This window comes from Maricaulis sp. ABE4_448 (assembly GCF_056160825.1).
Genome location: NZ_JBSWXX010000001.1, coordinates 157,428 through 170,304 on the forward strand (window position 1 = coordinate 157,428; position 12,877 = coordinate 170,304).

The following is a 12,877-nucleotide window of genomic DNA, read 5'->3' on the forward strand; positions in this document are numbered from 1 at the left end:
ATCCCGACGCTCTGACTTGCGGAAAAGGTCGGCCTACATAATGCCCGCAGGCCGTAGAGTCGAGGGGCGGACCCGTGTGTTTCACGTGAAACACGCCACGCGGGTCACGCAACCCTATTTGCCGATGCAGAACTGGCTGAACACCCGGTCCAGAACATCCTCGACATCGACGCGGCCGGTCAGGCTTTCCAGCGCCCGCACCGCCAGCCGCGCATCCTCGCCCGCCAGCTCCGGCGCATCGGCCAGACGCTCGCGACAGCGTTCCAGCGCAGACAGAGCGGTTTCCACCGCACGGCGATGCCGGGCCCGGCTTAGTGCCGGCAGTTCCCGAGCACTGAGGCGCTCGCGCACGATCTCCTCGATCTTCGCCTCGAGCATGTCGACACCATCCCCGGACTTGGCCGAGAGACGGTAGGCGCCGTCCGAACGCTTCTGCGGCGCCAGGTCAAGCTTGTTGAGAACAAGCAGATCGTCATCCTTCAGGCGCCCGCGCAAATCGAGCAGATCTTCGTCGGAGCGGGCATCGACCACACCGATCCGCAAATCCGCATTATCGGCGCGATCCAGCGCTCGCCGCACACCCTCGGCCTCGATCGCATCGACCGCCTCGCGCAGACCCGCCGTGTCGGAAATGATGACCGGGAAGCCCGCCATGGTGACGCGGACCTCGACCACGTCCCGCGTGGTCCCGGGAATATCCGTTACGATGGCCGCTTCGCGCCGTGCGAGCCGGTTCAACAGGCTCGACTTGCCGGCATTCGGTGCGCCGATCAGTGCGATGGAGAAACCCGTCCGCACGCGCTCGCCGCGCCGGCCATCATCCAGATGCGCCTCCATCGACGCGATCAGCCGGCTCACCGGCGCATGTGCCACGTGGGACAGCGCGTCGGGGACATCGGCCTCATCGGGGAAATCAATCTCCCCCTCGATCGAGGCCAGGGCGACAATCAGGTCCTCGCGCCAGCCTTCATAAAGTTCCCGCAGAGCCCCGGACATCTGGGCCAGGGCCTGCTGCCGCTGGCCTTCGGTCTCGGCCTCGATCAGATCCGCCAGGCCCTCGGCCTCGGTCAGGTCCAGCTTGTCATTCTCGAAGGCCCGCCGCGTGAACTCTCCCGGCTCGGCCGCCACCGCGCCGCTCTCGTCCAACGCAGACAGCGCGGCCTCGATCACGGCCGGTCCGCCATGCAGATGCAGCTCGACACAATCCTCGCCGGTGAAGCTTGCCGGTCCCGGAAACCACAGTACCAGTGCCCGGTCGATGATGGAGGCATCGGGCGCGCTCAGCGTACGCAACGCAGCCCGGCGCGGTTCCGGCCTGGGCAGGCCCACCAGCGCATCCAGCATCCCGCCCGCAGCCGGACCGGACAGGCGGACAACCGCCACGCCGGAGCGTCCCGGCGGCGTCGACAGGGCATAGATTGTCGTGTTCACGGTCTAGCGATCCTTGCTGCTGCCCGTCTTGCCGCCGGCAGCGGGCCCGGCCGCGTTGCGCATCAGCTCCATGAACTGGTTCGTCATCTGGCCGCCAAAGGCCGACCATTGACGCATCAGAACCTCCGGGTCCAGCTGATCCATATTGGCTTCAGCCCGTTTCTGCATTTCCGTCATCAGGCTCTCATTGAGCGCCGTGACGTCCGGCAGGCCGAGAAAGCTGCGCGCTTCCTCCGGTGTGCATTCGATCTCGATGTTGACCTTCATGGCCGCCTCGCAGGATGGTGGGTCCTCTTCCAATGAACAGGAGCATGACATGACAGGTCAAGACATCCGCATCACCGGGCCGGCCGGCGCATTCTCGGCCTATCTGGCCAAACCGGCGAGCGGTACCGGACCCGGCATCGTCGTCCTGCAGGAAATCTTCGGCGTCAATCACGTGATGCGCGAGATGTGCGACCGCCTGGCCTCGCAGGGTTTCATGGCGCTCTGCCCCGACCTGTTCTGGCGGATCGAGCCGGGTGTCGACATCACCGACAAGAGCCAGGCCGAACTCGACAAGGCTTTCGATCTGATGGGCAAGTTTAATCCGGATACCGGTATCGAGGACGTCCAGGCGAGCCTCGACCATGTCCGCAAGATGGATGGCTGCACCGGCAAGGTCGGCGCCATCGGCTTCTGCCTCGGCGGTCTGATGGCCTATCTCACAGCAGCCCGCACCGACAGTGATGCGACCGTCGGCTATTACGGCGTCAACATCCCGAACTTTCTCGACGAAGCCGGCAAGATCTCGAAACCGTTGATGCTGCACATCGCCGGCCGCGACGAGTTCGTACCGCCGGAAAGCCAGGCTGCGATGCATACCGGTCTCGACCCGCATCGGCAGGTCACCCTGCATGACTATCCCGATGACGAGCACGCCTTCTCGCGCATCGAGGGGGCCCATTATAATCCCGAGAGCGCCCATCTCGCCGACAGCCGCACGCTGGAATTCTTCCGGAAAAATCTGAAGTCCGAATAGGCCAAGCCTGCCGGTCCCTGCCTTTCAAGGCAGGGACCGCAGACGCGACCCGTCGATCTACTCCACCGCCGTGGCGGCGATCCAGCTCTCCTGTTGGGTAAGGCGATTGAAATAGGCCTGCACGTTGTCGGGCGCACCGTCGAACTGGCGCATCACCTTGATCAGGTAGAGCATGTAGACGATCGAGATGTCGGCAGCCGTGAACCGGTCACCGGCCAGATATTCGCGGTCTCCAATCCCATGTTTCCCAATAAATTCAAGTATATGGTCGACTTCTAACCGCGCCCACTTCGCGAGTTTCGGATCGCGCGCCTTTTCCGGCAGCAAGACCGTATGCGCCAGCAGCAGGCTGACCGGCATCATCATCCCGGCTTCGCCGAAATGCAGCCATTGCAGATACCGTCCATAGTCGGCCTCGTCAGGTGTCACCTCCAGCGGAGACGGTCCGTAGCGGCCAAGCAGGTATTGCACGATCGCCAGCGACTCCAGGACGATGGTGCCCTTGTCGTCCAGCGCCGGGATTTTCCGCAGAGGATGGATTTCGGCATAGGCATCGTCGCCAGCCGGGCGCGAGTCGAACTTCACGGGCACAATCTCGTGCGGCAAACCCATTTCCTGCAACAGCCACAACACCCGGATCGAGCGCGTGCGCGGTGCGTGATAAACGCGAATTCCTGACGTATCGGCCATGGCCGGTCTCCCCTTTATCGCTATGTGTCCTGTCCTACCGTTCCACGGCGATCTTGCGCCGCCGTGCTGAATTTCAGCATGTCACAGATACAACTCTGTCGCGCACGTGGGATAGTGTCTCCCGACATTTTCCGGAGACACCCATGCTGAAGCGCCTCATTCCCTCCCTTCTCGTCCTGGCCGCCGCCTGTTCGCCGTCCTCGCCTTCGACCGCGGAAACCGGTCTGGCCGCGCCGGCGATCCAGCTCGACTGTTTCCGCGAGACCGGGGCCGCCATGCTCGCCGCACACCGCGCCGGCCCGGCGCCTGGCTATCCGGAAAACGCGCTTTCCACGCTGCGCCGCCTTGCCGAGCTGGGCGTGCTCTATGCCGAGATCGATGTACGCCGCTCCGCCGATGGCGTGCTTTTCCTGCTGCATGACGACACGCTGGACCGCACCACGACGGGAGCCGGCTCGCTGGACGGTCTCGCCTGGGAGGCGCTCTCCCGTACCACCCTGCGCGATCCGGACGGCATGATTGTCGAGGACACCATCCCGACCCTCACCGATGCCCTGACGGTGGCACGCGAGGCCGGCCTGGTTCTCAATCTCGACCTGAAATCCGTCTCCCCCGAAGAGATCGTCGGCTTTGTCCACGACCACGACGCGCGCGATGAAGTCGCCATCATCGCCTATTCCATCGACCAGGCCGCCGCGATCCACGCCCTCGATGACGGCCTCCTCCTGTCTGCCCCCAATGACCCCGCCGCCCTGAGCGCAGCCGGCGCCAATCTTGAGGCCGTCTATATCTGGACCGGGGTGGGGGCCGCGGACGCCAACCAGGACGCTCGCCTCGCCGAAGCCGGACTGGAAACCTCCGCCGGCCTGTTCAGGCTCGAAAACGGCGATCCCGCTGTTTACCAGACGGCCGCGGCAGCCGGTGTGGAACTACTCTCGATCGACGATGTCGACACGGCTGTTGTCGCGCTGGGCGGTGCGGACGCGCTGCAGGCTCAGATCGCGGCCTGTCCGGCTCAATAGCCTCAGCTCTGGTGTTTCACGGGAAACATCTTATCTGACAGGAGGTTGATACGGGAGCACGCGCAATGAGCATCCAGGCGATCCGCATTCACGAGACCGGCGGACCAGACGTGATGCGTCTGGACACTGTCGATCTCGCCGATCCGCGACCGGGTCAGATCCGGGTCCGGCACACGGCCATCGGCGTGAATTTCATCGATACCTATCATCGCTCCGGTCTCTACCCCCTGCCCCTGCCCAGCGGGATCGGCCTGGAAGCCGCCGGCATCGTCGAGGCCGTCGGCGACGGCGTGACAACGCTGAAGGAAGGCGACCGGGTCGCCTATGGATCGGGGCCCATCGGCGCCTATTCCCAGGCTCATATCCTGCCGGCCGGGCGGGTTGCCAGAATCCCCGATAGTGTCAGCGACGAACAGGCCGCAGCCCTCATGCTGAAGGGCATGACGGTGCGCTATCTCTTCAAGGACACTTATGCGCTCAAGACCGGCGACACGATCCTCTTCCATGCCGCCGCCGGCGGGGTCGGCCAGATCGCCTGCCAGTGGGCGGCCGACATGGGCGTTGCGCTGATCGGTACCGCCGGCAGCGACGAGAAATGCGAGATCGCGCGGCAGAAGGGCGCGGCGCATGTGATCAATTATTCCCGCGAGAATGTCGTCAAGCGCGTCCGCGAGATCACCGGCGGCCGCGGCGTGCCGGTCGTCTATGACGGTGTCGGCAAGGATACGTTCGAGATGTCGCTGGACTGTCTGGCACCGCGCGGTCTTCTCGCGACCTTCGGGAACGCGTCCGGACCGGTGACCGGCGTCAATCTGGGCATCCTCACCCAGAAGGGCTCGCTCTATGTCACCCGGCCTTCGCTGATGCATTATGTGGCGTCAGACGATGATCTCGCCGCGAACACCGCCGATGTCTTCGACGCCGTCGCCCGCAGCGCCATCTCGATCGACATCAACCAGCGCTATGCCCTGGCCGACGCCCAAAAGGCGCATGAGGACCTGGAGGGACGGCGGACGACGGGTGCGAGTGTGCTGGTGCCGTAGGAAAACCGGGACACTATTGTCATCCCGGCCGGATAGCCCGTACAGGCGGGCTGGAGAGCCGGGACCCATACGCGCCGCCGTTGGCCGGAAGCGGGCTCGATATCCGCGCCAGCTGAATGAACACCGGGATTATGGGTCCCGGACTTGCGCCCCGCCTGCGCGGGGCATCCATCCGGGATGACAAACGTTGGCGATTCAGACCTACGTATTCATCGAGTCGAAGAATTCGTCATTGGTCTTGGTCTGACGCAGCTTGTCGAGCAGGAACTCGATCGCGTCCTGGGCGCCCATCGGATTGAGGATGCGGCGCAGCACGTACATTTTCTGCAGCTGGCTGCGGTCGACGAGGAGTTCCTCTTTCCGGGTGCCGGACTTGAGGATGTCGATGGCCGGGAAGACGCGCTTGTCGGCGACCTTGCGGTCCAGCACGATTTCCGAGTTACCCGTACCCTTGAACTCTTCGAAGATCACTTCGTCCATGCGCGAACCGGTATCGATCAGCGCCGTGGCGATGATGGTCAGCGAGCCGCCATTCTCGATATTCCGCGCGGCACCGAAGAAGCGCTTGGGCCGCTGCAGGGCGTTGGCGTCGACACCGCCGGTCAGCACCTTGCCCGAGGACGGAACGACGGTGTTGTAAGCGCGGCCCAGACGCGTGATCGAGTCCAGCAGGATAACCACATCGCGCCCATGTTCGACCAGGCGCTTGGCCTTCTCGATCACCATTTCGGAGACCTGGACGTGACGCGTTGCCGGCTCGTCGAAGGTGGAGGCGATCACCTCGCCCTTCACCGTGCGCTGCATGTCGGTCACCTCCTCCGGGCGCTCGTCGATGAGCAGCACCATGAGATAGCAGTCCGGATGGTTATTCTCGATGGAGTGGGCGATGTTCTGCAGCAGGACGGTTTTACCGGTCCGCGGCGGCGCGACGATCAGGCCGCGCTGGCCCTTGCCAAGCGGGGCGACGATATCGATCACCCGGCCCGAGCGATCCTTCACCGTCGGATCCTGCGACTCCATCTCGAAGCGGCTCTCGGGGTAGAGCGGCGTCAGATTGTCGAAATGCACCTTGTGGCGGGCGCTTTCGGGATCCTGGAAATTGATCGAGGAGACTTTGAGCAGCGCGAAATAGCGCTCGCCGTCGCGCGGGCTGCGAATCTCGCCCTCGACCGTATCGCCGGTGCGCAGGCCGAATTTGCGGATCTGGGTCGGCGAGACATAGATGTCGTCGGGACCGGCCAGATAGTTGGATTCCGGCGAGCGCAGGAAGCCGAACCCATCCTGGAGGACTTCCATAACCCCGCCGCCGTGGATTTCGACACCGCGTTCAGCCAGCGCCTTGAGGATGGCGAACATCATGCCCTGCTTGCGCAGAGCCGAGGCGTTCTCGATCTCCAGGGCCTCGGCGAACTGCAGGAGTTCGGTCGGCTTCTTTTCCTTGAGATCCTGCAGGGTCATCCGCTCCAGGCCTTCGAGCGGGGCGGGCAGGGAAGTTTCGTCGGTCATGATGGGTCTATCTATCAGACATTACGGGCGACCATCCCGGGACCGGGAGTTGTCGCGTTCAAACAATAGGTGTGCCGGCTACCCGGAAACGACCTGTGACATGTGGAATGGGCTGGCGCGTCGTCGGACCAATGTCCTGCGCCACGCAAAGAAAGGATCCATAAGAGGAGTTACGCAAAGCCTTGCCACGCCTTGCCATCCCCGTCAAGCACAAGCGCGGGGCGGTCCGCTATTTCAGCGCCACCACCGCGATCGGCACAATCAAGAAGGCGAGCAGGAAGGGCACTTCATTGAGCATGCGATAGCGCTTGTCCGACCAGTCATTCGTGCCTTCGGCAAACAGGCGGGCCCGTTTGGAATAGACACCGTGCATCGCCGACATCGCCAGCACGAGTGCAAACTTGGCCATCCAGGCCCAGTGCAGGAAGATCGTCCAGCCGCCCGCCCGCTCGGCATTCGACCAGACCAGAAGCAGGCCGAACAGCCAGGTCGCACCCATGGCCGGGTTCATGATGCCCTTGAGCAGACGGCGTTCCTGGATTTTCAGCGTCTCGTCCAGCTCGCCGCCCGGCTGGGCGCCGCAGTGATAGACGAAAAGCCGCGGCAAATAGAGCATCGCCGCCATCCAGGCGATTACCGCCAGGATGTGAAGGGCCCGCAACCAGTCATACGCCGCCGCCAGGATCATACTGTTTCCAATTCCCCGCTCCGGCAGGGACATCCGGACCAATTTACCGGACAGATCCGCCCGCCCGTATCGCATCGCGGACCGGGCGCCCCCGCCAGGGCAGACTTCACCAATGTCGCCAGGGATTCAATAAAAACAGCATCCAGACCCAACGCCGGCACACGGACATAGGATGTCACACCGTGCTCGCGGGCCAGATCGCCATATTCCTCGTCGAGCTCGACCAGCGTCTCGATATGCTCGGAGACAAAGGCGATCGGACTGAGAAGAATGTTCCGGCCGTCCTTCGCAGCACCCTCAATCGCCTCTTCGGTCGACGGACCGATCCATTCCAGCGGTCCGACCCGGCTTTGATAACACACCTGCCAGTCCGGGAACTCCGGCATCTGGCGCATCACGGCCTCGACCGTCTGTTCGACCTGCCACTGATAGGGATCGCCGTCCTCGATGACCTTCTTCGGCAGGCCGTGGGCCGAGAACAGCAGACGGACATTGTCCGGCCGGCCCGCCTTTTCCCAGGTCTTGCGGATGAGCGCCGCGTGCGCATCCACAAAAGCCGGTTCAGTAGGATAGCAGCACACCGTGCGGGTTTCCGGACCGCCCGCCTCGCGCCAGCGCCTCAGAGAACTCGCCGTCGTCGTCGTGGAAAATTGCGGATAAAGCGGCAGCAGCACGCATTCATCCGGCGACCAGGCCGAGACTTCCTCCGCCACATCCTCGGTCAGCGGATGCCAGTAGCGCATCGCCGGCCAAACACCGATCTCGTGATCGGGGAAAACCGTCTCCAGCTCTGCCTTCAGCGCTTCGGCCTGCTTGCGGGTTTCCGGCAGGAGGGGCGAACCGCCGCCCATCTTGGCGTAATTGGCTTTTGCTTCCTTCGCTCGCGTCGTGGAGATCAGCAGCGCCAGCGCTTCGCGGATCAGCCCAGGCGCACGGATAATCGCCGGGTCGCGGAAGAGATTACGCAGGAAGGGACGAACATCGTCCGGACCGTCCGGACCGCCCAGATTGAACAGCACAACAGCCAGCTTGCGGCGCGCATCACCCATGGCGCTCTCCTGTTTCAGGCCCGCTCCCGGATGCACGCCAGCAATTCATGGACATGCGCGACCGGGACATCGGGCGTAATGCCGTGACCCAGGTTGAAGATATGGGGCCGTCCTGACCAGCTATCCAGCAAACGCTGCGTTTCACTGCGCAAGGCCGCACCGCCCGCGCGCAGCGCCGCCGGGTCGAGATGGCCCTGAACCGGCATGCCCTCGGGCAGCATGGACTGCGCCCAGGCTGGATCCATGCCCGTATCCAGCGCCACGGCCGTAATGCCGGTCTCGCGGGCATAACGGGCGTAGAAGGCCCCGGCCCCCCGCGGAAAACCGATGATCGGCACCGTCACACCTGCAGCGCGCACCTTGTCGACAATCCGCCTCGTCGGCCGGATCACGACGCGCTCGAACAGGGGTTCCGGCAGGCCTTCCGCCCAACTGTCGAAAATCTTCAGCACCTCGGCACCGGCCTCGGCCTGCATCACCAGGTATTCCGCCGTCGCGTCGGCGATCCGGTCCAGCATCCCGTCGAAGGCTTCCGGATGCTGCCAGGCCGCAACGCGGGCGGAAAACCGGTCCTTCGACCCGCCGCCCTCGACCATGTAGGTTGCGACGGTCCAGGGTGCCCCGGCGAAACCGATCAGCGTTGTCTCTTCGGGAAGTTCAGGCGCAACCCGGCGCAGCGTTTCGCCGACCGGTGCCAGCACCTCGCGGGCACGCTCCGGCGTCAGCGTCTCGAACGCCAGCGGATCGAAGGCTTCCAGCTTGGGACCTTCGCCGGTGACGAACCAGACCTTGCGGCCCAACGCGATCGGGATCAGCAGAATGTCGGCAAACAGGATTGCTGCATCAAAACCGAACCGGCGGATCGGCTGCAGAGTCACTTCGGCCGCCAGATCGGGCGAGAAACAGAAATCGATGAAGTTCTTTGCCCGGGAGCGAACCTCCCTGTACTCGTCGAGATACCGGCCGGCCTGGCGCATCAGCCAGACCGGAGGCGGGGTCTGCGTCTCTCCGGCGAGGACGGCGAGCATCGGCTTTTTCGAGATCAGTGTCATACCGTCTGATTAGGCATCTGCGCGCTTTCGATCAATGCGTCCTTTTCACCAGCCCCTTTTCCCTCCCAAAACCATTTAATTGAATTGATGTGATTGTAGGGCGGTGAATCGTGTGGGCGAATACGGCGATACCGTTTTGCCGGATATCGCTGTCCCCGGCGAGATATCCACATCCCGACCGAAAAAGTGGGCTTGAAAACAGAAATTATATTATAAAAAACAATATATTGAAGACGTATCCTGAAAGAGTATCGTGTCGAAAACCCGATCCACCCTGTGAATTGTAGATATTCATGAACAGGCTTGTTCACAGCGTTCGGCGTGTGGAAAGAGGTGTTGGTTCTGCCGGGTAACACCCGGTACTACTCACAGGGCGGGAAGCGGATGGCCAGAACGAGGCCGGTTTTCCCAATTTGTTAACAGATCGTAAACGCGATCGAGGGGCAAAAACGCGCGATGACCGTTCCGCCATCCACACATTTCGAAACCTGTTTCCACATTCATATGGTGTCGGATTCAACCGGTGAGACGTTGATGGAGGTTATGCGCGCCTCAGTCGCACAGTTCGAGGGCACGCATCCTCTGGAGCATTTGTATGCCCTGGTGCGTTCCTCGCGGCAGATGGAACGCGTGTTCGAGGAGGTTGAGGCCTATCCCGGCGTGGTGATGTACACCATCGTCAATGCCGACCTGCGCCGGGAGCTGGAAACACGCTGTGCCGAACTCGGCGTGCCGGCCATCGCCGTCCTCGATCCGATGCTCGCCACGCTGAGCACCTATCTTGGCCGGCCTGTCGCCAGCCGTGCCGGTGCCCAGCGCTCGCTGGACGCCGAATATTTCCGCCGTATCGACGCGCTCAACTACACAATGGCGCATGATGATGGCCAGGGCGATGATTATGAAGCGGCCGATATCGTGCTGCTGGGCGTCAGCCGCACTTCGAAAACACCCACGAGCGTCTATCTCGCCCATCGCGGCTATCGCGCGGCGAATATCCCGCTGGTCAAGGACGTGCCCCTGCCCGAGGCGATCTTCAAACTGCGCAATCCGCTGGTTGTCGGCCTGACTGCCTCGCCGGAGCGTATCGTGCAGATCCGCCGCAACCGCCTGCTGAGCCTGAACGAGGATCGCGATACCGACTATATCGACGACTTCGCGGTACGCGACGAAATCCTTTATGCCAAGCGGCTCTACGCCAAGCACAAATGGCCGACCATCGATGTGACCCGCCGGTCGATCGAGGAAACGGCCGCCAAGATCATCAATCTCGTCAACGAAAAGCGTACAGCCAAATCATGACTGACTTCGTCCTCGCGTCCGGCAGCCAGATCCGCCGCCAGATCCTCGACAATGCGGGCATCGATTTCTCGGTCGAAAAACCCGATGTCGACGAGGGGGTGATCAAGAATGAGCGCTGCGAGCTTTCGCCGGCCGAGATGGCACTGGTTCTGGGCAAAGCCAAGGCCGAAGCGGTGTCGCGTGGCCGGCGGCGTGCCCTCGTTCTGGGTGCTGACCAGACGATGGAACTCGATGGTGCCCTGCTCGACAAATTGCCGGATGCCGCCCTGGCACGCGATCGTCTTATGGCGATGCGCGGCCGGTCGCATCAGCTGCATTCCGGCCTGGCGCTTTATCGCGGCGGTGAATGCGTCTGGCAGCACCAGCAATCCTCCACCCTGCATGTACGCGCCTTTTCCGACGCGTTTCTCGATGACTATCTCGAGCGCGCCGGCTTTGCCCTGACTGCCAGTGTCGGTGCCTATGCGTTCGAAGGTCTGGGCGCGCAATTGTTCGAGAAGATCGAGGGCGATTACTACGCCATTCTCGGCCTGCCGCTCCTGCCGCTCCTGGATGCGCTGCGCGAATTCGACGTGATCCCGGCATGATGGACGGGCTGACAGGCCGCGCGGTCTTTGCCGGCGTGGCGGGCGACCCGGTCGCGCACTCGCTGTCGCCCCGGTTGATGGGACGCTGGATCCGCACGCTCGGACTGGACGCCGCCTACTTGCCGTTTGCCGTGCCGCCTTCAGGTTTCGAGGCTTTTGTGCGCGGGCTGGCCCATACCCAGGCAAGCGGGCTCAATGTCACCCTGCCGCACAAGGAAGCCGCCCTCGCACTGGCCGACCGGGCAACACCGGCCGCGAAGGCCATCGGTGCCGCCAACCTCCTGACATTTCATCCTGACGGCATTCTGGCCGACAATTCCGATGCCAAGGGTTTTCTCAGTGCCCTAGAACCCGCAAAACCCGCCTATCATCAATCAACCGCCCTGGTGCTCGGTGCGGGCGGCGCGGCGCGGGCGCTGGTCCATGCGCTGGTGACATCGGGTGTCAAGAATCTGCTCCTTTCCAACCGGACTGCCGACCGGGCCCGGGCGCTGGCGGCTGAACTTGCCCCCGATGCCGGCATTGTCCCTTGGGAAGATCGCGACGCGGCACTTGCAAGGGCCGACATCGTCGTCAATGCGACGGCGCTTGGCCTGAAGGGCGACAACGATCTCGTCATGGACTGGGCGATGGCGCGGACCGGCGCGATCGTCTTCGACAGTGTCTACACACCGCTTGTCACTGGGTTTCTCGCCGGGGCAAGGCAGACTGGTCTGAAAACCATTGACGGGCTGGACATGCTGATTGGCCAGGCCCGGCCCAGCTTCCGGGCCTTCTTCGGCAAGGATGCGCCGGCCGATCCGCCGGTTCGTCCTGTCCTGCTTGAAGCCCTGGGAGCCCGCCCATGAAAATCATCGGTCTGACAGGCTCGATCGGCATGGGAAAATCGGCGACAGCCAGGCTGTTCCGCGAGGCCGGTATCCCGGTCTTCGATTCCGATGCCTGCGTGCATGCGCTCTATGATGCCGGTGGCGCAGCGGTCGGGCCCGTCGAAGCCGCTTTTCCCGGCTCGCTGGCCGAAGACGGCTCGATCGACCGGGCGCGCCTTTCCCGGCAGCTGAACGAGAATCCGGACGGTTTTGCCCGGCTGGAGGCCATTGTGCACCCTCTCGTCGCCGAAGCCCGGCAGCATTTTCTCGATGCAGCGAGAAACGATGGCGCCGATATCGTCATCCTCGATGTGCCGCTGCTCTTCGAGACCGGCGGTCATGAACATGTTGATGCGGTGATTGCCGTGCATGCACCGCTTCATGTCCGCCGCGAACGCGTGCTGCAGCGGCCCGGCATGACGGAAGACAAGCTGGCGGCCATAATCGCGCGGCAGACACCTGATTCGGTGAAGCTGGAAAAAGCAGATTATACCGTTGAAACATCGGGCGGTTTCGACGATGCACGTCAGCAGGTTGGCAAGATCATCGCGGCCTTGCGCGCCAGCTAGACATTCCGGCCGGCGGGCGAGCGGCCGACAGCCAGAGAGGTCCAGGGGCGG

14 protein-coding genes are annotated in these 12,877 nt (G+C 63.2%); 7 read left to right on the top strand and 7 right to left on the bottom strand.

Going from position 1 to position 12,877, the window contains the following annotated elements; translation table 11 throughout:
* Positions 1-114: 114 nt before the first annotated feature.
* Entirely contained in the window at positions 115-1,431 is a 1,317-nt protein-coding gene (mnmE, locus tag ACXAJV_RS00820; protein ID WP_475080826.1) for a tRNA uridine-5-carboxymethylaminomethyl(34) synthesis GTPase MnmE, read from the bottom strand.
* A 3-nt stretch (positions 1,432-1,434) separates the two neighbouring features.
* A complete protein-coding gene (locus ACXAJV_RS00825) occupies positions 1,435-1,698 on the bottom strand; it encodes a DUF6489 family protein (RefSeq protein ID WP_475080828.1) in 264 nt (87 codons plus the stop codon).
* 49 nt (positions 1,699-1,747) lie between these two features.
* Between ACXAJV_RS00825 and ACXAJV_RS00830 the strand changes: the two genes are divergently transcribed.
* A complete protein-coding gene (locus ACXAJV_RS00830; RefSeq protein WP_475080830.1) occupies positions 1,748-2,452 on the top strand; it encodes a dienelactone hydrolase family protein in 705 nt (234 codons plus the stop codon).
* A gap of 57 nt (positions 2,453-2,509) precedes the next feature.
* Here ACXAJV_RS00830 and ACXAJV_RS00835 read toward each other — a convergent pair whose 3' ends face one another.
* Positions 2,510-3,142 carry a glutathione S-transferase family protein gene (locus ACXAJV_RS00835; protein ID WP_475080832.1) on the bottom strand — a complete coding sequence of 211 codons (633 nt, stop codon included), beginning with the start codon at positions 3,140-3,142 and terminating at the stop codon, positions 2,510-2,512.
* Between the two features lie 143 nt (positions 3,143-3,285).
* Here ACXAJV_RS00835 and ACXAJV_RS00840 point away from each other — a divergent pair, with 143 nt between their 5' ends.
* On the top strand, positions 3,286-4,164 hold the full coding sequence (locus ACXAJV_RS00840) for a glycerophosphodiester phosphodiesterase family protein (RefSeq protein WP_475080834.1): 879 nt from the start codon (positions 3,286-3,288) through the stop codon (positions 4,162-4,164).
* A gap of 65 nt (positions 4,165-4,229) precedes the next feature.
* Positions 4,230-5,207, top strand: a complete 978-nt coding sequence (locus ACXAJV_RS00845; protein WP_475080836.1) for a quinone oxidoreductase family protein — start codon at positions 4,230-4,232, stop codon at positions 5,205-5,207.
* A 201-nt stretch (positions 5,208-5,408) separates the two neighbouring features.
* On the opposite strand, the gene rho is transcribed toward ACXAJV_RS00845, so the two are convergent.
* From rho to hemE, 4 genes are all read right to left on the bottom strand, one after another.
* Positions 5,409-6,713: a transcription termination factor Rho gene (gene rho / locus ACXAJV_RS00850; RefSeq protein WP_475080838.1), complete on the bottom strand. Its 1,305-nt coding sequence runs from the start codon at positions 6,711-6,713 to the stop codon at positions 5,409-5,411.
* Positions 6,714-6,942: 229 nt separating this feature from the next.
* Entirely contained in the window at positions 6,943-7,401 is a 459-nt protein-coding gene (locus ACXAJV_RS00855; RefSeq protein ID WP_475080840.1) for a CopD family protein, read from the bottom strand.
* A complete protein-coding gene (hemH, locus tag ACXAJV_RS00860; RefSeq protein WP_475080842.1) occupies positions 7,398-8,450 on the bottom strand; it encodes a ferrochelatase in 1,053 nt (350 codons plus the stop codon). The genes ACXAJV_RS00855 and hemH overlap by 4 nt, the downstream gene beginning before the upstream one ends.
* 14 nt (positions 8,451-8,464) lie before the next feature.
* The gene (gene hemE, locus ACXAJV_RS00865) at positions 8,465-9,502 is read right to left on the bottom strand and encodes a uroporphyrinogen decarboxylase (protein WP_475080844.1); all 1,038 of its coding nucleotides are present in this window, start codon (positions 9,500-9,502) and stop codon (positions 8,465-8,467) included.
* Positions 9,503-9,958: 456 nt separating this feature from the next.
* Between hemE and ACXAJV_RS00870 the strand changes: the two genes are divergently transcribed.
* From ACXAJV_RS00870 to coaE, 4 genes are read left to right on the top strand one after another with little or no spacing between them, the layout of a single operon-like run.
* Positions 9,959-10,801, top strand: a complete 843-nt coding sequence (locus ACXAJV_RS00870; protein ID WP_475080846.1) for a pyruvate, water dikinase regulatory protein — start codon at positions 9,959-9,961, stop codon at positions 10,799-10,801.
* A complete protein-coding gene (locus ACXAJV_RS00875; protein ID WP_475080848.1) occupies positions 10,798-11,388 on the top strand; it encodes a Maf family protein in 591 nt (196 codons plus the stop codon). The genes ACXAJV_RS00870 and ACXAJV_RS00875 overlap by 4 nt, the downstream gene beginning before the upstream one ends.
* On the top strand, positions 11,385-12,236 hold the full coding sequence (gene aroE, locus ACXAJV_RS00880; RefSeq protein ID WP_475080850.1) for a shikimate dehydrogenase: 852 nt from the start codon (positions 11,385-11,387) through the stop codon (positions 12,234-12,236). Before ACXAJV_RS00875 ends, aroE begins: the two co-directional genes overlap by 4 nt.
* Positions 12,233-12,826 (top strand): dephospho-CoA kinase, encoded by a 594-nt coding sequence (gene coaE / locus ACXAJV_RS00885; protein ID WP_475080852.1) that lies wholly within the window; start codon positions 12,233-12,235, stop codon positions 12,824-12,826. The genes aroE and coaE overlap by 4 nt, the downstream gene beginning before the upstream one ends.
* Positions 12,827-12,877 lie beyond the last annotated feature (51 nt).

Excerpts from the sequence above, each read along its gene's own strand:
- ACXAJV_RS00825 (WP_475080828.1), bottom strand. The coding sequence starts at position 1,698 with ATGAAGGTCAACATCGAGATCGAATGCACACCGGAGGAAGCGCGCAGC.
- ACXAJV_RS00830 (WP_475080830.1), top strand. The coding sequence starts at position 1,748 with ATGACAGGTCAAGACATCCGCATCACCGGGCCGGCCGGCGCATTCTCG.
- ACXAJV_RS00835 (WP_475080832.1), bottom strand. The coding sequence starts at position 3,142 with ATGGCCGATACGTCAGGAATTCGCGTTTATCACGCACCGCGCACGCGC.
- ACXAJV_RS00840 (WP_475080834.1), top strand. The coding sequence starts at position 3,286 with ATGCTGAAGCGCCTCATTCCCTCCCTTCTCGTCCTGGCCGCCGCCTGT.
- ACXAJV_RS00845 (WP_475080836.1), top strand. The coding sequence starts at position 4,230 with ATGAGCATCCAGGCGATCCGCATTCACGAGACCGGCGGACCAGACGTG.
- rho (WP_475080838.1), bottom strand. The coding sequence starts at position 6,713 with ATGACCGACGAAACTTCCCTGCCCGCCCCGCTCGAAGGCCTGGAGCGG.
- ACXAJV_RS00855 (WP_475080840.1), bottom strand. The coding sequence starts at position 7,401 with ATGATCCTGGCGGCGGCGTATGACTGGTTGCGGGCCCTTCACATCCTG.
- hemH (WP_475080842.1), bottom strand. The coding sequence starts at position 8,450 with ATGGGTGATGCGCGCCGCAAGCTGGCTGTTGTGCTGTTCAATCTGGGC.
- hemE (WP_475080844.1), bottom strand. The coding sequence starts at position 9,502 with ATGACACTGATCTCGAAAAAGCCGATGCTCGCCGTCCTCGCCGGAGAG.
- ACXAJV_RS00870 (WP_475080846.1), top strand. The coding sequence starts at position 9,959 with ATGACCGTTCCGCCATCCACACATTTCGAAACCTGTTTCCACATTCAT.
- ACXAJV_RS00875 (WP_475080848.1), top strand. The coding sequence starts at position 10,798 with ATGACTGACTTCGTCCTCGCGTCCGGCAGCCAGATCCGCCGCCAGATC.
- aroE (WP_475080850.1), top strand. The coding sequence starts at position 11,385 with ATGATGGACGGGCTGACAGGCCGCGCGGTCTTTGCCGGCGTGGCGGGC.
- coaE (WP_475080852.1), top strand. The coding sequence starts at position 12,233 with ATGAAAATCATCGGTCTGACAGGCTCGATCGGCATGGGAAAATCGGCG.